This is a genomic window from Pectobacterium carotovorum (assembly GCF_033898505.1).
Classification (GTDB): Bacteria; Pseudomonadota; Gammaproteobacteria; order Enterobacterales; family Enterobacteriaceae; genus Pectobacterium; species Pectobacterium carotovorum_J.
Map to the genome: position 1 here is coordinate 302120 of NZ_JAXAFK010000001.1, position 18473 is coordinate 320592.

At 53.0% G+C, this 18473-nt stretch carries 12 protein-coding genes; 8 read left to right on the forward strand and 4 right to left on the reverse strand.

Annotated features, from left to right (window positions below; genetic code table 11):
- Positions 1 to 253 precede the first annotated feature (253 nt).
- Positions 254 to 2044, forward strand: coding sequence for a methyl-accepting chemotaxis protein (locus R9X49_RS01240; protein WP_319846902.1), 1791 nt, complete (start codon positions 254 to 256; stop codon positions 2042 to 2044).
- Positions 2045 to 2139: 95 nt separating this feature from the next.
- On the opposite strand, the gene rdgC is transcribed toward R9X49_RS01240, so the two are convergent.
- Complete coding sequence (gene rdgC / locus R9X49_RS01245) at positions 2140 to 3069, reverse strand: recombination-associated protein RdgC (protein WP_319846903.1); 930 nt, start codon at positions 3067 to 3069, stop codon at positions 2140 to 2142.
- A gap of 288 nt (positions 3070 to 3357) precedes the next feature.
- On the opposite strand from rdgC, the gene mak reads away from it, so the two are divergent.
- Positions 3358 to 4269: a fructokinase gene (gene mak / locus R9X49_RS01250; RefSeq protein WP_319846904.1), complete on the forward strand. Its 912-nt coding sequence runs from the start codon at positions 3358 to 3360 to the stop codon at positions 4267 to 4269.
- Positions 4270 to 4287: 18 nt separating this feature from the next.
- Here the strand turns inward: mak and R9X49_RS01255 are convergent, their stop codons facing one another.
- Complete coding sequence (locus tag R9X49_RS01255; protein WP_319846906.1) at positions 4288 to 7971, reverse strand: AAA family ATPase; 3684 nt, start codon at positions 7969 to 7971, stop codon at positions 4288 to 4290.
- Positions 7968 to 9206 (reverse strand): exonuclease subunit SbcD, encoded by a 1239-nt coding sequence (gene sbcD / locus R9X49_RS01260; RefSeq protein WP_319846908.1) that lies wholly within the window; start codon positions 9204 to 9206, stop codon positions 7968 to 7970. The genes R9X49_RS01255 and sbcD overlap by 4 nt, the downstream gene beginning before the upstream one ends.
- A 271-nt stretch (positions 9207 to 9477) precedes the next feature.
- Between sbcD and phoB the strand changes: the two genes are divergently transcribed.
- From phoB to proY, 6 genes are all read left to right on the forward strand, one after another.
- Complete coding sequence (phoB, locus tag R9X49_RS01265) at positions 9478 to 10167, forward strand: phosphate response regulator transcription factor PhoB (protein WP_005975981.1); 690 nt, start codon at positions 9478 to 9480, stop codon at positions 10165 to 10167.
- A 27-nt stretch (positions 10168 to 10194) separates the two neighbouring features.
- Positions 10195 to 11517 (forward strand): phosphate regulon sensor histidine kinase PhoR, encoded by a 1323-nt coding sequence (gene phoR, locus R9X49_RS01270; protein ID WP_012773693.1) that lies wholly within the window; start codon positions 10195 to 10197, stop codon positions 11515 to 11517.
- A 15-nt stretch (positions 11518 to 11532) separates the two neighbouring features.
- On the forward strand, positions 11533 to 12471 hold the full coding sequence (locus R9X49_RS01275) for a phosphate ABC transporter substrate-binding protein (protein WP_319846911.1): 939 nt from the start codon (positions 11533 to 11535) through the stop codon (positions 12469 to 12471).
- A gap of 240 nt (positions 12472 to 12711) precedes the next feature.
- Positions 12712 to 13818, forward strand: a complete 1107-nt coding sequence (locus tag R9X49_RS01280; RefSeq protein ID WP_319846912.1) for a cobalamin-independent methionine synthase II family protein — start codon at positions 12712 to 12714, stop codon at positions 13816 to 13818.
- 476 nt (positions 13819 to 14294) lie between these two features.
- Positions 14295 to 15614: a branched-chain amino acid transport system II carrier protein gene (gene brnQ / locus R9X49_RS01285; RefSeq protein WP_319846913.1), complete on the forward strand. Its 1320-nt coding sequence runs from the start codon at positions 14295 to 14297 to the stop codon at positions 15612 to 15614.
- Between the two features lie 141 nt (positions 15615 to 15755).
- Entirely contained in the window at positions 15756 to 17132 is a 1377-nt protein-coding gene (gene proY, locus R9X49_RS01290) for a proline-specific permease ProY (protein WP_319846914.1), read from the forward strand.
- A 58-nt stretch (positions 17133 to 17190) separates the two neighbouring features.
- On the opposite strand, the gene R9X49_RS01295 is transcribed toward proY, so the two are convergent.
- Positions 17191 to 18465 (reverse strand): mechanosensitive ion channel family protein, encoded by a 1275-nt coding sequence (locus tag R9X49_RS01295; protein WP_319846915.1) that lies wholly within the window; start codon positions 18463 to 18465, stop codon positions 17191 to 17193.
- Positions 18466 to 18473: the final 8 nt, after the last annotated feature.

Below are 18473 nucleotides of genomic sequence, written 5' to 3' on the forward strand. Positions count from 1 at the left end.
CCGCACCAATAATGTTTTTCTATGGTAAATAATAAGTTGTTTGTCCTTATTATTTTTTTTAACTTGGGTTTTTATTCTGAATCTTTGGCTTGATGCTCCTACGGCACCTTTTTTGTCGTCATCTTGTGGTTGAACGTATTAATTATCAGGGCAGCTTTTAAGATAAATAGCGGTGATAGAATGTGATCGCATTCAAGTTTTATTTTGCTGTGCCGTTATGGATAGTATAACTATTCTACGCAAAGAGTATTTTATGCTAAAAACGACGCGCTCCCGCATTCTTGCGGCCTGTTCGACCATTGTTGTGCTTTCGCTTGTTATTAATACCTTTCTTAATTACACCATCGCCAATAACGCTAATAAGGAATCGATCCAGAATACGCTGGACGCGGTAGCGACTAGCCACAGTATCGCGATTAGCGACTGGGTTGCTTCTAAAACGCAGATGATTTCCGCGTTGCACGATCGCGCGATAAAGGATGAGGATCCGATCCCGCTGTTTAAACAGATTGTGGCATCCGGCGGATTCCTGAACGTCTACATGGGCTACGCCAATGGTACTGCCAAGTTTGCCGATCCAGGCGGCATCCCTGCTGATTACAACCCGACCGTCAGACCCTGGTATCAGCAGGCCGTGAAAGAAGGCAAGCCGTTAGCGACCGCGCCATACGTTGATATGGTAACGAATACGCTGGTGGTTTCTTTCGTCGCGCCTGTACTGGAAGGAAGTACGGTCAGAGGTGTAGTCGGCAGCGACGTCACAATGAAAAGCGTGATCGAAAACGTCAAAGCGATTAACCCGAGCCCGGGGAGTTTCGGCGTGCTGATTGACCGCAGTGGGACGATTATTGCGCACCCGGATGAAAAACTGACGCTGAAAAATATCACCGAGATTGCTCCTGCGATTAACCTGAACGACATTCTTTCTGCGGATAGCGCCCGCGATGTGGATTTTTCCGGATCGACCAAACTGGTGTTGGCAAAACCAATTACTGGCACGAACTGGTACATGCTGGTGGCGTTGGACAAAGCCGAAGCTACGGCGGGCATGCGTTCTCTGCTGTCTACATCGGTCATCACGCTGGTTGCCATCGCGCTGCTGGGAACATTGGTGATTGGCTTCATCATCACGTCAACGCTCAAGCGTCTGCTGCAAATCCGCGACGCAATGGATGATATCAGCAACGGCAATAACGATCTGACGCAGCGCCTGCCGGATGAAGGGCATGATGAAGTCGCGCAAATTGCCCGCTCGTTTAACATCTTTGTCGATAAGATCAGTCAGGTCATGATCCAGATTCGGGATATCAGCGCCTCGCTTCAGGTCGCGGCGGATGAAATCTCTGCGGGGAACAACGATCTGTCGGCGCGTACCGAATCTGCGGCGTCGAGCATTCAGCAAACGGCAGCCTCGCTGGAAGAAATCTCTGCGGCGGTGACGCAGTCGGCAGGATCGGCGCAGCAGGTTAACGCTAAGGCGTTGCTGCTGTCGAAAGATGCAGGCACGGGCGGAAAAGTGGTCTCCGATGTGATTGTGACGATGGAAGAGATCGTGGTCGCGTCTGGGAAAATCGGCGATATCATCGGCGTGATTGATGGCATTGCATTCCAGACTAACATTCTGGCGCTTAATGCTGCGGTAGAAGCGGCGCGTGCGGGTGAACAGGGCCGTGGTTTCGCCGTGGTTGCTGGTGAAGTTCGCAGCCTGGCACAGCGCAGTGCGCAGGCCGCAAAAGAAATTAAAGAGCTGATTGAATCGACGGTTTCCAGCGTGACGTCTGGCTCAGTGCAGGTTCGTCAGGCCAGCGATACGATGAATGAAATTGTCGGCGGCGTGTCTACGGTGAGCTCGGTGATGTCTGAAATTACGCATGCGGCAGATGAACAAATGCGTGGCATCAACGAGATCAACAAAGCGGTTGCGCAGTTGGATTCGATGGTGCAACAAAACGCCGCGCTGGTGCAGGAATCTGCTGCTGCGTCGGGGGCGTTGCAATCACAGGCTGAAGAGCTGAACGCCGTCGTCGGGGCATTCCGGGTCTAACGGATGTATCACTGAAGATGTATTGCCCGCGGCCAGAATGGTAGCGGGCAATTACCGATTGTATTAACAATCGACTGTATTAACAATCGACAGCATTAACGTTGGGCTTCTCCGCCCAGCGCTTCAATCAGATTCGCAATCAATGCCGCCAGTTCGCTGGTCATCAAAATGAAATCAGCATCAAATCGCTGAGCAAAATCTTCCCGATCGATATCGTCATTTTGTTCCCGCAGCGTATCGGAGAACTTCAACCGTTTTACCGAACCGTCTTCGGACAAGACCAACTGAATACGTTCCTGCCAATCCAGCGCCAGCTTGGTGACCAGTTTGCCTGCTTCAATGTGCACAGCGATTTCGTCGCAGACCAAATCCTGTTTTTTGCAGCGGATAACGCCACCGTCTTCCAGAATCGCTTTTAGCTCCGCTTCATCCTGTAACGTGAAACCGGCCGCCGGCTCACCGGAACGTACCCATTCGGTCAGCGTCAGCTCGATAGGGTTTTCCATCGTCAGCGGCACAACGGGCAGTGACCCCAGCGTTTTGCGCAGCAGCGCCAGCGTATCTTCCGCTTTTTTGGCGCTGGCGGCATCGACCATAATCAGGCCATTAACCGTATCGATCCACATCCAGACCTGACTGAAACGGCTGAACGCGCGCGGCAGCAGGCTATGCAGCACTTCGTCTTTCAGCGAGTCTTTTTCGGTTTTTTTCAGCTTACGGTGCTGTTCCGCTTCCAGACGTTCGATTTTGGCCTGAAGGGTTTGCTTGATGACCGGAGACGGCAGGATTTTTTCTTCTTTACGGACGCAGATAACGATTTGCCCATTAACGACGTGCGTTAATGCATCGCTATGCGACCCCATCGGCGATACCCAACCCGTTTTCATCATATCCTGACTGCCGCACGGGGTGAACGTGAAAGCGCTGAGCCGTTTTTCCAGTTCATCCGCAGATAAAACGTTATCTTTGGACAGCGCGCTGTCTCGGCTTAGGCGGTAAATCATTAAGTTTTTAAACCACAACATGGTGTTATCCCTGACTGGGCGCGCAGGTTTGCACGCGGGTTTGTAATGTTGCGCGCATGATAACGAATTCGAGGCCGTAATGTGGAATAAAATACCGGGATTCAGAGGAATACCTATCACGCTTTGCGTTGTCGCTGATTGGTTTCTCTGGTTATACCCGTCATACTTCAAGCTGCATGTGCGTTGGCTGCACGACTCGAATTATTTAGGGTACCTACTACCAATAAGAACGTTTTCAGGTCGGTGACAAACTTACGCGGGCCTATTTACAACACGTGGGGAGACATCATGAGAATCGGTATCGATCTGGGCGGGACGAAAACGGAAGTCATCGCGCTGGATGATGAAGGGCAGGAGCGTTTTCGGCAGCGTATGCCGACGCCAAGAAATGACTACCCGGAAACGCTACGGACTATTGTCACGCTGGTGGAGATGGCTGAAAAAGCGATTGGCTGTCGCGGCAGCGTCGGCGTAGGGATTCCCGGTACGCTGTCGCCGTTTACCGGCAAGGTAAAAAATGCCAACTCCACCTGGCTCAACGGTCAGGCGTTGGATCTCGATCTCGCCACGCTGCTGAATCGGCCCGTACGGGTCGCCAATGACGCGAACTGTTTCGCTGTTTCAGAGGCGGTTGACGGTGCCGGGGCAGGGAAGAAAACCGTCTTCGCAGTCATCATTGGAACTGGCTGTGGATCGGGAATTGCGCTGAACAGTCAGGCTCACGTCGGCGGCAACGGCATTGCGGGCGAATGGGGGCATAACCCGCTGCCCTGGATGGATGACGATGAGCTGCGCTATCGGCAGACGGTTCCCTGCTACTGCGGTAAGTCCGGATGCATTGAAACGTTTATCTCCGGCACCGGGTTTGCCGTGGATTACCAGCGCCTGAGCGGCCAGCCGCACAAGGGCGAAGCAATTATTGCCTTAGCAGAGCAGGGCGATCCCATCGCCGAGCTGGCGTTGCAGCGCTATGAGCATCGTCTGGCAAAATCGCTGGCGCATGTGATTAACCTGCTCGACCCTGATGTGGTAGTGCTGGGAGGTGGAATGAGCAACGTTTCTCGCCTTTACCAGACCGTGCCGGAAAAGATTAAACAGTGGATCTTTGGCGGCGAGTGCGAAACGCCCGTGCTTCAGGCCATTCACGGCGACTCCAGCGGGGTACGCGGAGCCGCCTGGCTTTGGCCGAAGACGGAGTAATTGCAGACCGAATAATCGCTAAACGGCGTACTGTGGCGCCAGTCGGCTGACGCCCAGTCCGTTAACCTTCTGCACTTTGATCTGTACCGGAATACGCTCTTTCATGGCTTCGACATGGCTAATAACGCCGATGGTTTTACCCGAGGCATTCAGGTTATCCAGTGCGTCCAGCGCGATATCCAACGTTTCGGCATCCAGCGTGCCGAAGCCTTCATCCAGAAACAGCGAGTCGATACTGGCTTTATGGCTGACCAGATCGGACAGCGCCAGCGCCAGCGACAGACTGACCAGGAAGCTTTCGCCGCCGGATAGCGTTTTTGTGTCGCGCTCGGCGTCTGCCTGCCAGGTATCCATCACCAGAAGTTCCAGTTCGCCACCGGGCTTACGCTTTAGCTGATAGCGATCGTGCAGGCGTGAAAGCTGGAGATTGGCGAGATAGACCAGATGATCCAAGGTCAGCCCCTGAGCAAACTTGCGGAATTTATCCCCTTTACTTGAACCGATTAGCGAGTTTAGCGTCTCCCAGTCGTCATTCCTTTGCTGGCTTTGGGCGATCTCGTTAAGTAAATCCTGCTGGTTCTGACGCTGTTGTTTATCATCAGCCAACTGGCGCTGGAATTCTCCCTGCTGCCGCAGGTTGGTTTTCAGCGTTTCATCCAGCGCAGCAAACTGCTGTTGTATCACCTCTTGCGTGACGTCTTCCGTCAGGGATGTTGGCCGTTTTTGCTGATGGGCAAGCAATTCCTGTTCAGCCTGCTGACGCAGCGCCGCCGCCTGTTGCATGCTCTGATACAGCGCTTCCTTTAATGCCTGCAATGTCTGGCGTTCCTGTTCATCAAGCAGGGCATGGAGAAAGGCAGTTTCATCACCGAAAGCGCTTTGCTGCAGCGCCTGAGTGAAGCGTTCGGTCGCACTCTCATGCTGGCGCGTGCTCTGTTCATACTGCTGTTGCGTGCTAGCCAGCTCACCTGTCAGACGGCTCAACGTCGTTTCGGTTTGCTGACGAGCTGACAGGGCTAGCCTGAGCGCATCGTCATACTGCTGGCTGGTTCGCTGTAGCTGTTCGCGCACATCGGCGATTTGCCTGTCCCCAAACAGCTTCTGCCGCTCTTGTTGGCTCTCGCTGAGCAACGCCAGGTGCTGTTCCAGGTACTGTTGCTGCGTTTGGATGTGCTGTGTTGCCTCGTTCACGCTGTGATGCAGATGTTGAAGATCGCTTTCCAGCGTGGCTAACAGGGGAATTAAGCGAGATTGCTCCTGCTCTTTGATTTTCCAGTCTTGCCATTCGCTTTCGCGCTGGGCCAGCCAGCCATCCTGTGCGTCAACTTCTGGCAGAAGAAGCCCCACCGTTGCCAACGTCTGGGTAATTTCCTGAGTATGCTGCGTGAGCTGCTGCTGCACATTTTGCAGTGACTGAGTTGTTTCTTCCTGCGTAACGCGTAGCGAAGTGTGTTGCTGGGTGTTCAGCGCGATTTTCTGATCGAGTTCCCGCTGCAATGCTTCTTCGGCAGTCAGTAAATCCTTACTTTCCTGCCACTGTTTTTGCAATTGCTCACGAACGGTAATCTGCTGCCGAATAGCCTGTTCTTCGGTTTCACGTTGTGTAAGCCAGGCGGCGATCTCGTTCTGCTGTTCCAGCGTGTAGTTAACTTGTAAGCGCTCACTGACATCTTGCCACTGTTGGAGCAGGGTTTGATGTTCGCTATCGAGTTGAGCGATGTCCTGCTGCAACTGCTCCCGCTGCTGCTCTAGCGAGGACAATTGCGCCGTCGTATTTGCTAGCGTTGTCGTTAACCGGTTCACTTCCTGCTGTAGCGCCGTCAGACGGCTTTGGGTTTCAGACGGTTGCAGCGCCTGATAGCGTTCAATGGACGGGTGCTCGGTTGAGCCACATAGCGGACAGGCTTCTCCGGCCTGTAGCCGTTGTCGTTCGGCTTCCAGCTTAACGATACGTTCTTCCTGCCGGTACACCGTTTCCAGATCGGCCAGATGCTGGCTGCGTTGTTCGTACTCGGATTGTTGCTGTTTCCGTAATACGTCTGACTGGTCGATATACCCTTGTATCTCAACCTGTTTGGCGAGGTGCTGCTGCTTGCGTACATGAAGGCGCTGAAACTGGTCGCTGACGGTTGCGAGCTGTCGGCATGCCGTTCGCTGATCAATGAGTTGATTGAACCTCTGGTGCAGGGTGGAAAGCGACTGGTGCGCGTCCTGATGTTGCCGCGTCTCATCGTGTTGTGTGAACTGCTGGCGCGCTGCATCAACGACCTTTTGTTGTTCACGACGTTGTGTCGTCAGCGTTTCGGCTGCCTGCTGTAGCGTACCCGCTTGTTCTGTGTGCTGTGCCTGTTTTTGCTCCAGTTTCTGCTGCTCGCCCTGAAGCTGGCTCAACTGCCGAAACTGGGTGCGCCAGACAGGCAACTGCACTCCCCACTGCTGATGGTGCGCGTGTTGCTGGCGGTAAGACTGGATGTTTTCAAGCTGCCGTTTAGCCTGCTGTTGCTCTGCCGCTGTCTGGGTTTGCTTGTTTTCATCGGCGTGCAGGCGAGCCTGCGCTTTTGCCAGATCGTCCTGCTGCTGGATTTTTTGCTGCACCAGCGTGGCAATGCGATGGTCAAGCGGCACAACCTGCTCGTTGATCAGTTGCTCTTGCTGTTGTCGTATCTGTTTGTGCTCATTAACATCCTGTTCCGCTTTTTCTTCCTGCTGACGTAGCGTTGTCAGGGCTGCTTGCTCGGCGGTTTGCTTCGCGGTCAATTGTTGAATGTGCTGGGCGAGCGCAAGAGACTCTTGCCGATAGCGCTCTCGCTCCTGGTGTAACGGCCTCAGTTTTTCTGCCGGTTCACTGTTGGCTAGCTTGTCGAGCTGCGGCCTGGCCTGCTGAATGGCGGATTCAGCACTTGCATGTTGTGCCTGCGTATTGGTCAGTTGTGTTTGCCGCTGCGTCAGTTGCTCAAACCAGCGTAGCGTAGTCAGCGCTTGCTCACGCTCGACGTTGCCCCGCAGCTCCTGCTGGATCAGCTCGGCAAGCTGTGCTTCCACCTGCTGACGCTGCTCATCAGTCAATAGCTGAATACCGGATGCTCGCGCCTGTAGCGTATTCAATGCTACGTTTGCCTGTTTGTGCTTGTCATACACGCGTTCGGAAATCAGGCCGTAAATGTCCGTACCGGTCAGCTCTTCCAGCAGCTCTGCGCGGTCGTCTGCTTTCGCATTGAGGAACGCGGCAAACTGGCCTTGTGACAGCATCATGGAACGCGTGAAACGGCCGAAATCCAGCCCGGTGAGCTGCGTGATCATCTCTTTCTTATCATTGAGTTTTTCACACAGAATTTTGCCGTCTTCAATGAGCGCGAGTTCGGCCTTGGGAGACTGCAAATTGCCATCAGGGACATTTCTTGCCCGACGTTGGCTCCAGAAGGCGCGGTAGCCCACGCCTTTCACCTCGAATTCGACCTCGGCAAGGCATTCTGCGGTATTACGCGTCATCAGATCATTCTGGCTGGCGGAAAGCAGGCCAAGCCGTGGTGTTTCGTGGTACAGCGCCAGACAGATGGCATCCAGCAGCGTAGTTTTTCCCGCGCCAGTCGGGCCAGTAATCGCAAATAAGCCGTTGCTGGAAAACGGCTCCTGCGTGAATTCGATCTTCCATTCGCCTTTCAGCGCGTTGAGGTTCTTTAAGCGCAGACTGAGAATCTTCATTTGGCGGGCTCGCTATTTTCCAGTTCATCAATAACCTGATTAAACAGCGTGCGGACACGCTGCTGGCGACCCTCTTCCATGTCTGTCTCCGTTGCCAGACGACGTTCAAAAACGTCATGTACGCTGAGCTCGTTCAGCGTTTCCTTGTCCTGTTGCGTCATTGCCTGCAGGCGCTGTTCACGCGTGCGGCGCAGCAGCAGTACTTCAACGGGCAGATTCTCGGTCATTGACTGAACGCGTTTTTGCATGTCGCTGAGATAATCCTGCGTGTTGATTTCGATATCCAGCCACACGGGTTTGTCACCCTGATAGTTCTGGAATGCGGCCAGCTGTCGTTCAATGTCGCTCAGGCTACCTTTAATCAACTGCATCGGCTGAGTGACGGGAATAGGCAGGATGTCTATCTGCGGGGGAATGGGCGGCGACGCGTCTGGTGTAAAACTGACCAGACAAACGGACTTCTCACTGTTGAGTTCGTCAAAACTCAGCGGGATAGGCGAACCGCTGTAGCGAATATGCTCGCTTTGGGTCACGCGCTGCGGGCGGTGAATATGGCCGAGCGCGATATAATCCGCAGGGGGAAAAGCCTGGGCAGGGAAAGCATCGAGCGTACCAATATAGATATCGCGTACCGATTCCGAGGCGGTTGCGCCAATTGTCGTCAGGTGCCCGGTTGCAATAACCGGCAGCGGCAGGCCAAGTTCATCGCGCTTTTGGCAAGCCAGTTGGTAACACTGCTGGTAGTGCGCGGTAATCGCTTCCTGTAGCGCCAGCTGTTTTTCATCCCCTGATTGCCCGGCTTTGCTGGTCAATACATCGCGTGGACGTAAAAAAGGAATGGCGCAGAGCAGGGCGCCGGGCTGCTGCTGACGGTTTTCCAACAGGAGCACCTGCTGGGCCGGATCGTCGCTGGCGCAGGCAATCACGCGCGTGTTCAGGCAGGCCAGCAAATCGCGGGATTCGTTTAACATCGCGACGGAATCATGATTTCCGCCGAGAATGATGAGCTGGCAGCCTGTGCGCTGTAGCGCTACCACGAAGCTATAATACATTTCCCGCGCATAGCTGGGGGGCGAGCCGTTATCAAAAATATCGCCTGCGACTATAATGGCATCGACCTGATGCTGCTCCACCTGAGCGATGAGCCAGTGAAGAAAAGCCTGATGTTCAGCGGCGCGGCTTTTGGTATAAAAATATTGTCCTAAATGCCAATCGGCGGTGTGGATAATGCGCATCGTGCTCTCTCGATATTCATGCCGCGTGGCGGTGGATGACGTTGTCATTATAGGGAATGGTGTGCTGTCATCGTAATGCCATGATTATATATAGCAGGGATGACGGCTGTCGCGGTGGAATCCGGAGTTTGGAAAGCGGCTCGAAAAATCGGATGTATACGTTGTAACATCGCGCGGAGAGGGCCGTGTGTTTTTCATAAATCTGTCATAAAACTGACGCATAATGCCTTTCGCCTGCTAACAGCGACGATGATTAACGACAGGATTAACAATGGCAAAACGCATATTAGTCGTGGAAGATGAAGCACCAATTCGTGAAATGGTCTGCTTTGTACTGGAGCAAAATGGTTATCAACCAGTTGAAGCCGAAGATTATGACAGCGCGGTAACGCAACTGTCGGAGCCGTTCCCAGAACTGGTGTTATTGGACTGGATGCTGCCAGGAGGTTCGGGCCTGCAATTCATTAAGCATATGAAGCGCGAGGCGCTGACGCGTGATATTCCGGTGATGATGTTGACCGCACGCGGTGAAGAAGAAGACCGTGTACGCGGGCTTGAAGTGGGTGCGGATGATTACATTACCAAGCCGTTTTCACCCAAAGAATTAGTGGCGCGTATCAAAGCCGTGATGCGCCGTATTTCACCGATGGCGGTGGAAGAAGTCATTGAAATGCGTGGCCTGAGCCTCGATCCTTCCTCGCATCGCGTGACGACCGAAGAGCACGCGTTGGACATGGGGCCGACGGAATTTAAGCTGCTGCATTTCTTTATGACGCATCCTGAACGTGTTTATAGCCGGGAACAGTTGCTGAATCACGTTTGGGGCACTAACGTTTATGTTGAGGATCGTACTGTCGACGTCCATATTCGTCGCCTGCGTAAAGCGCTGGAAACCAGCGGACATGACAAAATGGTGCAAACCGTTCGGGGAACGGGCTACCGTTTTTCAACGCGTTACTGAGGTGATCGTAACCGGAGAAATATTAACGTGCTAGAACGTTTATCCTGGAAAAGGCTGGCATTGGAGCTAGCTTTTTTTTGTTTGCCCGCTTTGCTGCTAGGGCTGATTTTTGGTTATCTGCCCTGGTTTCTGCTGGTCGCCGTATTAGGCTTACTCTGCTGGAACTTTTATAACCAGCTGAAACTCTCTTATTGGCTGTGGGTTGACCGCAGTATGACGCCACCGCCCGGTCGCTGGAGCTGGGAGCCGCTGTTTTACGGGCTCTACCAGATGCAACTGCGTAACCGACGCCGACGCCGTGAACTGGCGCTTCTGATCAAACGGTTTCGCAGCGGGGCTGAATCCTTGCCGGATGCCGTGGTGATCACCACCGAAGAAGGAACGATCTTCTGGTGTAATCATCTGGCGCAGCACCTGCTCAATTTCCGCTGGCCGGAGGATAACGGTCAGAATATCCTCAACTTATTGCGCTACCCCGAATTCACGAATTACATGAAAGGGCAAGACTTTAGCCGTCCTCTCACGTTGCAGTTGAATAATTCCCACCATGTTGAATTCCGCGTGATGCCCTATTCCGAAGGGCAACTGCTGATGGTAGTGCGCGATATTACGCAGATGCATCAGCTTGAAGGCGCCAGACGTAACTTTTTTGCCAATGTGAGCCATGAGCTGCGTACGCCGCTGACGGTGTTGCAGGGCTATCTGGAAATGATGCAGGAAGAAACGCTGGATGCGGCGCTGCGAGGGAAAGCGCTGAATACCATGCAGGAACAGACCCGGCGTATGGACGGGCTGGTCAAACAGCTGCTGACCTTGTCCCGCATTGAAGCGGCGACGGCGATCGATCTGAATGAAAAAGTCGATATTCCATTGATGCTGCGCGTGTTGCAGCGTGAAGCGCAGACTCTGAGCCAGGGGCGTCATGAGATCGTCTTTCGTGTGAACGAAAATCTCCGCGTGTTTGGTAATGAAGAACAGCTGCGCAGCGCGGTATCCAATTTGGTGTATAACGCGATCAACCATACGCCAGCAGGAACACGCATTGAGGTTTGCTGGCAGAAGATCCCGCAGGGTGCACAATTTCAGGTCAGCGATAACGGACCGGGAATTGCGGCCGAGCATTTGCCGCGTCTGACGGAGCGCTTTTATCGGGTCGATAAGGCGCGTTCACGCCAGACGGGCGGCAGTGGCCTGGGGCTGGCGATTGTTAAACATGCGCTCAGCCATCATGATTCCCGCCTGGAAATCATGAGTGAGGATGGTCTGGGATCGCGTTTTGTCTTTACGTTGCCGAATCGGTTGATTGTCCCTGCCTCTCTGGCTGAAAATACGGTGAAACCTTCGGCCTGACGGAAAACGCTACCCATGACATCCGCCACTCGTATTGCGGGCGCTTTTTTACTGCTGTTCAGCGCGTTTTGCGCTGCGCAGCCTCGTCAGATGCTGGCGGGCAACCTCTCCAGCGCGGGGTCGGATACGCTGGCTAACCTGATGGCCTTTTGGGCGGCGGATTTCAGTCAGCATTACCCGAACGTCAATTTACAGATTCAGGCCGCCGGATCATCTTCTGCGCCGACGTCTCTGGCGTCGGGTGCAGCGCAGCTTGGGCCGATGAGCAGGGCGATGAAGGCCAGCGAAATTGAGGCGTTCGTCCAGCATTATGGCTATCCACCCCTAGCGGTGCCGGTAGCGATGGATGCGCTGGTCGTGCTGGTCAATCAGGATAACCCGTTGCCAGGGCTGAACTTGTCGCAGCTGGACGCCATCTTTTCGATTACGCAACGCTGCGGTAACCACCAACCGATAAAACAGTGGGGCGATCTCGGCTTACGCGGCAGTTGGGAAAAGCGCACGCTACTGCGCTATGGGCGAAACTCTGCGTCGGGAACCTATGGGTTCTTTAAGCAAAAGGCGCTGTGCCGTGGCGATTTCCTTCCTCAGGTTAATGAGCTGCCTGGCTCGGCATCTGTTGTACAGGCGGTGGCTGCTTCAACTGATGCCATCGGCTATGCCAGCGTGGGCTTTCGTACCAGCGGCGTGAGAATGCTGCCGTTAGCCGCACAAGGGAGCGACTACATTTACCCCTCGACTGAAAATATCCGCAGCGGTTTATATCCCTACACCCGTTACCTTTACATCTATGTGAACAAAGCGCCCAGCCAGCCGCTGGAAGCGCTGACGGCGGCATTTTTAGATCGCGTGCTGTCCGAAACGGGGCAGTCGCTGGTGAATCAGGATGGTTATTTACCGCTGCCGGAAGAAACACGTCGTCAGGCGCGCCAGCAGATTGGCCTGCCAGAATAATTCCTCTTGCCCACGAATTTGCGATGTTTTCACATTAAATGAATTTTCTTCATGCAATGTGAAAATTCTTCCATTGCCCTGTGGTTTGTCACGTGACAGGATAGTTTTAAATTTAGACGTCCAGATGGCTAAATAAAATTAAATGTAACTATCCCTCTGGGCAAATATTTCATATTGAAACTATCTGTCAGCATGCTTCTTTTCTGAAGGTCAGTGCTGGCAACATGTCAGGAGCGACACATGGCGAACACCTTATCCCCTTTCCGTGCCGATATCGTCGGCAGTTTCTTACGTCCGGCAGCCATTAAACAGGCTCGTCTGCAACATCAGGCGGGTGAGATCGATGATATTGCGCTGCGTAACATTGAAGATCGTGAGATTCTGCGAGTGGTAGAAAAGCAGCGTGAAGCGGGCTTACAGATTGTGACGGATGGTGAACTGCGTCGTGCCTGGTGGCACTTCGACTTTTTTGCTGATTTGCACGGCGTGGAGCGCTACGAAGCCGATCACGGTATTCAATTCAACGGTATTCAGACGAAATCTCATGCGATTCGCGTCGTGGATAAAGTGAGCTTCAATCCTCAGCACCCTATGCTCGATCATTTCCGCTACCTGAACAGCATTTCTGGTGACGCGGTCGCTAAAATGACGATTCCTAGCCCCAGCGTGATGCATTTCCGCGGCGGGCGTAAAGCGATTGATGCGACGGTTTATCCCGATCTGGCTGACTATTTCGACGATCTGGCGCAAACCTGGCGCGATGCGATTCATGCATTTTATGACGCCGGCTGCCGCTTCCTGCAACTGGATGACACCGTGTGGGCCTACCTGTGCTCTGACGATCAAAAACGCCAGATCCGTGAACGTGGTGAAGACCCGGCACAGCTGGCGCGGACATACGCCGACGTGTTGAACAAAGCGCTGGCTGATAAGCCTGCGGATTTGGTCATCGGTTTACACGTTTGCCGCGGTAACTTCCGCTCTACCTGGATTTCTGAAGGCGGCTATGAGCCTGTTGCAGAGATTCTGTTTGGTGAAGTGAATGTCGATGCATTCTTCCTGGAATACGACACCGAGAGAGCGGGTGGATTTGAGCCGCTGCGCTTTGTGAAGCCGGGCCATCAGCAGGTGGTTCTGGGGCTGATCACCACGAAGAACGGTGAACTGGAAGATGCCGAAGTGGTGCAGGCTCGTATCGCTGAAGCGGCAAAATATGTCGATCTCAGCCAGATTTGCCTGAGCCCACAGTGTGGTTTTGCTTCAACGGAAGAGGGCAACAGCCTGACGGAAGAGCAGCAGTGGAATAAGCTGAAGCTTGTCGTGGATATCGCTAATCGCGTGTGGTAACACCGATGAAGTAACCTCATTCCTATCATGGATAGACAAAGGCTGGATCATAGGATCCGGCCTTTTTTTATGGACGTTCTCCTGCCTTTTACCCGCGACGTTTTGTGAAATATGTTTTTTTTATGATCGAACAACGCATTTTATTCCGTTTTTTGTCAGTTTTATTGCAATGGAATATCGATAAATGCGCAAATCATGTGTTATGCAAATCGTGATAAACCAATTTATATTCTTATTTTTTGGCATAGTTAGGCCGGATACTCTGGTTTTTGGATCTCTGCTTGTCTTTTTGCGCTATAAACGTTTTACTTAGCACCCAATATAGCTGTGCAAAAAATAACTTCTATGACTGCCATTTTCGTGTCGCCGGAGTGTTGGCGTCATGCTTCGAGCTAACTCTTGGGGAACGGCTTTTGGCGGCGATAAACGACACAGTTTTCTTTTTATCGATTTGATACAGGCAACACGACATAACTATGAGTCATCGTTTAACGTCCAAAGATATTGTGGCATTAGGTTTTATGACCTTTGCTTTATTCGTGGGGGCTGGAAATATTATTTTTCCGCCTATGGTGGGATTGCAGTCGGGAGAGCACGTTTGGACAGCGGCATTTGGCTTCCTGCTGACTGCGGTTGGTCTACCGGTGTTGACCGTGATCGCACTGGCCCGGGTTGGTGGTGGCGTTGATGCGCTCAGCTCGCCAATTGGTAAAAAAGCGGGCGTGGTTCTGGCCACGGTATGCTATCTGGCCGTTGGGCCACTATTCGCTACGCCGCGTACGGCAACCGTGTCGTTTGAAGTCGGCCTGGCTCCTCTGGTCGGCAACGGAGCGTCTCCGCTGCTGATTTATAGCCTGATTTATTTTGCCATTGTTATCGCGATTTCTCTGTATCCGGGCAAACTGCTGGATACGGTTGGTCATGTGCTCGCGCCGCTGAAAATCATTGCACTGGCGGTATTGGGTATTGCGGCTGTGCTGTGGCCTGCGGGTACGCCGATTCCCGCGACGGAAGCGTATGAGCAACTGCCGTTCTCCAATGGCTTCGTCAACGGCTATCTGACGATGGATACGCTGGGCGCGATGGTCTTTGGTATCGTGATCGTCAATGCGGCCCGCTCACGCGGGGTGGCAAGCCCTGTTCTGCTGACGCGTTATACCGTGTGGGCTGGGCTTATTGCCGGTATTGGCCTGACATTAGTTTATTTGAGCCTGTTCCAGCTCGGTTCCGTCAGTGGTGAACTGGTGCCGCAGGCGCAGAATGGAGCAGAGATTCTCCATGCCTATGTGCAACACACATTCGGTAACATGGGGAGCAGTTTCCTGGCATTGCTAATCTTTATCGCCTGTCTGGTGACAGCGGTGGGGCTAACCTGTGCCTGTGCGGAATTCTTTGCACAATACCTGCCGTTGTCTTACCGCACGCTGGTGTTTGTGCTCGGAACGTTCTCGATGGTGGTGTCTAATCTTGGTTTGAGCCATCTGATTCAACTTTCCATTCCCGTACTGACGGCGATTTATCCTCCGTGTATCATTCTGGTTTTACTGAGCTTTACGCTGCGCTGGTGGAATAGCGCTTCGCGTATTGTGGCTCCCGTCATGTTAGTCAGTCTGTTATTTGGCATGATTGATGGTATAAAATCGTCGGCTTTAAAATCGCTGTTGCCAGAGTGGAGCCTCAACCTGCCGCTGAGCGAGCAAGGGTTGGCTTGGTTACCACCGTCACTGCTGGTTTTACTGGTTGCAGTGATTTACGACAGACTTTGTGGTCGTCAGGAAGTTACGGTACATCAATAATATCGTTAATGCCTGATAGCGCTGGGGCGGTAGCGATATCGTACTGCTCCGGCCGAACGTTGGGTTTCTGCACCACAGGTATTTGCCTGTGGTTTTTCTTTTTGTAATGTTTTTCTTTCTATAAGACAGGGTTGCTTATCAATGGAACAACCATCTTCCAAGCTCAAGCGTGGGTTAAGCACGCGGCATATTCGCTTTATCGCCCTTGGCTCAGCGATCGGAACCGGTCTTTTTTATGGTTCCGCGAGTGCGATCCAAATGGCTGGCCCCAGTGTGTTACTGGCTTATCTGATCGGTGGGGTTGTCGCATACATCATCATGCGCGCCCTGGGCGAAATGTCGGTACACAACCCGCAGTCCAGTTCATTTTCTCGCTATGCGCAAGATTACCTCGGGCCATTAGCGGGGTATATCACCGGCTGGACCTACTGCTTTGAGATGCTGATTGTCGCCATTGCCGATGTGACCGCATTTGGCATCTACATGGGCGTCTGGTTCCCTGCGGTGCCGCACTGGGTGTGGGTCTTGAGCGTGGTACTCATCATTGGCGCCATCAACCTGATGAATGTAAAAGCCTTTGGTGAACTGGAGTTCTGGCTCTCTTTCTTCAAGGTTGCCACCATTATCATCATGATCGTTGCCGGGATTGGCATCATCGTTTGGGGTATTGGCAACGGCGGCGAACCGACCGGCATCCATAATCTCTGGAGCAATGGTGGGTTCTTCAGTAACGGTGTGATGGGGATGATTCTCTCGCTGCAACTGGTTATGTTTGCGTATGGCGGCGTGGAGATCATCGGGATTACCGCCGGTGAGGCTAAAGATCCGCATAAATCCATCCCTCGCGCGATTAACTCTGTGCCGTGGCGTATTCTGGTGTTCTATGTCGGTACGCTGTTCGTGATTATGTCGATTTATCCGTGGAATCAGGTCGGGACCAATGGGAGCCCGTTCGTGCTGACGTTCCAGCATATGGGTATTACGGCGGCGGCCGGTATCCTGAATTTTGTCGTGATTACTGCGTCGCTGTCGGCGATTAACAGCGATGTCTTCGGTGTAGGCCGTATGCTGCACGGAATGGCGGAACAGGGGCATGCACCAAAGGTGTTTAGCCGCATTTCCAAACGCGGTATTCCGTGGGTCACAGTGGTTGTGATGATGATGGCGCTGCTGGTAGCGGTGTACCTGAACTACATTATGCCCGGCAAAGTTTTCCTAGTGATTGCTTCACTGGCAACGTTTGCGACGGTGTGGGTGTGGATCATGATTCTGTTCTCTCAGATTGCGTTCCGTCGCCGTCTGAGCCCGGATGAAGTGAAGGCGCTGGCGTTTCCACTGCGTGGGGGGATCGCGACCTCCGTGTTCGGCATTATCTTCCTGTTCTTCATCATCGGCCTGATTGGCTACTTCCCGGACACGCGTGTGTCGCTGTATGTCGGTATTATCTGGATATTGCTGCTCTTAGTGGGCTATGTCTGGAAGAAGAAGCGTCAGAATGCGGTAGCGGCACAGAATTAAGCTAGTTGATTGCTATCAGAAGAAGCGCTCCCATTGGAGCGCTTTTTTGTGCCTGTTTCTACGCTTTCGGAGCCGTCATTTGCTGCGCCATGACCCGCATATCGTGACCGGTTGGCGTTTGATGAACGCGCAGATCGAACTCTGGCAGAATCGCAAAAATATGGTCGAAAATGTCAGACTGAATGCTTTCATAATCGACCCAGGCGGTCGTATTGGTAAACGCATAAATTTCCAGCGGCACCCCGTCTGACGTTGGCGCAAGCTGTCGCACCATCAGCGTCATCCCTTTATGAATACCCGGATGCGAGCGCAGATAAACCTGAAGGTAGGCGCGGAACGTGCCTAGATTCGTCAGACGGCGACCGTTCAGCGGCGATGTCAGGTCAGAGTCGGACTGTGCATTGTGTTGATCCAGTTCGCTCTTCTTATTCTGAATATAAGGCGACAGGAGCTTGCTGCGCAGCAATCGCGCCTGTTCGTCTTCCGTCATGAAATGCACGCTGGTGGTATCGATACTGATACTACGCTTGATACGCCGTCCCCCTGATTCCGACATCGAACGCCAGTTTTTGAAGGAATCAGACACCAGCGAGTAGGTGGGGATGGTGGTGACGGTATTGTCCCAGTTTCTCACTTTTACCGTTGTCAGACCGATGTCGATAACGGCGCCATCAGCGCTGTATTTCGGCATTTCGAGCCAGTCTCCCAGCGTTAGCATATCGTTGGCAGAGAGTTGAATGCCTGCCACCAATCCCATAATCGGATCTTTGAACACCAACATCAGGACGGCGGCCATCGCGCCTAATCCGCTAATCAGAATCAGCGGCGATTTACCGATGAGCAGTGACACGACCATAATGCTGATGACGATGGTGGCGATCAGTTTCAGACTCTGGAAAATACCGCGCAGCGGCAGTTGAGAGGCGACTTTGGTTCGGGCGGAAACGTTGAGCAGAACATCGAGGAGCGAGAACAGGGACAGCAGCGCAAAAATCATGATCCACACCTGAGAGCAGATGATTAGCGCTTCACGGGTTTCACTCTGCGAGGGCAGCCACACAAAGACCTGAATATTGAGGATCACCCCTTGCAGCAAGAAGGCCAGCCGGTTAAACAGGTTATGTTGTGTTAGCGCCTGTTTCCACCCGTGCCCCTCGGTTTTTCCTGGCTTATTGAGTGAACGTAGAACCATTCTTTTCAGCACAACCTGATGCAAAATCAGGTGAATGACGGCAGAAATGAGCAATATCAGCCCAAGAACAATCAGTAACGCAATGATGCTAGCGTGTTGTATTCCCGCTTCTCTTAGCCACAGCGCGAGGTTTTGTTGCATGCGTCCTC

What these genes read in the sequence shown, in the direction of transcription:
- R9X49_RS01240 (WP_319846902.1), top strand. Translation starts at nt 254, where the DNA reads ATGCTAAAAACGACGCGCTCCCGCATTCTTGCGGCCTGTTCGACCATT.
- rdgC (WP_319846903.1), bottom strand. Translation starts at nt 3,069, where the DNA reads ATGTTGTGGTTTAAAAACTTAATGATTTACCGCCTAAGCCGAGACAGC.
- mak (WP_319846904.1), top strand. Translation starts at nt 3,358, where the DNA reads ATGAGAATCGGTATCGATCTGGGCGGGACGAAAACGGAAGTCATCGCG.
- R9X49_RS01255 (WP_319846906.1), bottom strand. Translation starts at nt 7,971, where the DNA reads ATGAAGATTCTCAGTCTGCGCTTAAAGAACCTCAACGCGCTGAAAGGC.
- sbcD (WP_319846908.1), bottom strand. Translation starts at nt 9,206, where the DNA reads ATGCGCATTATCCACACCGCCGATTGGCATTTAGGACAATATTTTTAT.
- phoB (WP_005975981.1), top strand. Translation starts at nt 9,478, where the DNA reads ATGGCAAAACGCATATTAGTCGTGGAAGATGAAGCACCAATTCGTGAA.
- R9X49_RS01275 (WP_319846911.1), top strand. Translation starts at nt 11,533, where the DNA reads ATGACATCCGCCACTCGTATTGCGGGCGCTTTTTTACTGCTGTTCAGC.
- R9X49_RS01280 (WP_319846912.1), top strand. Translation starts at nt 12,712, where the DNA reads ATGGCGAACACCTTATCCCCTTTCCGTGCCGATATCGTCGGCAGTTTC.
- brnQ (WP_319846913.1), top strand. Translation starts at nt 14,295, where the DNA reads ATGAGTCATCGTTTAACGTCCAAAGATATTGTGGCATTAGGTTTTATG.
- proY (WP_319846914.1), top strand. Translation starts at nt 15,756, where the DNA reads ATGGAACAACCATCTTCCAAGCTCAAGCGTGGGTTAAGCACGCGGCAT.
- R9X49_RS01295 (WP_319846915.1), bottom strand. Translation starts at nt 18,465, where the DNA reads ATGCAACAAAACCTCGCGCTGTGGCTAAGAGAAGCGGGAATACAACAC.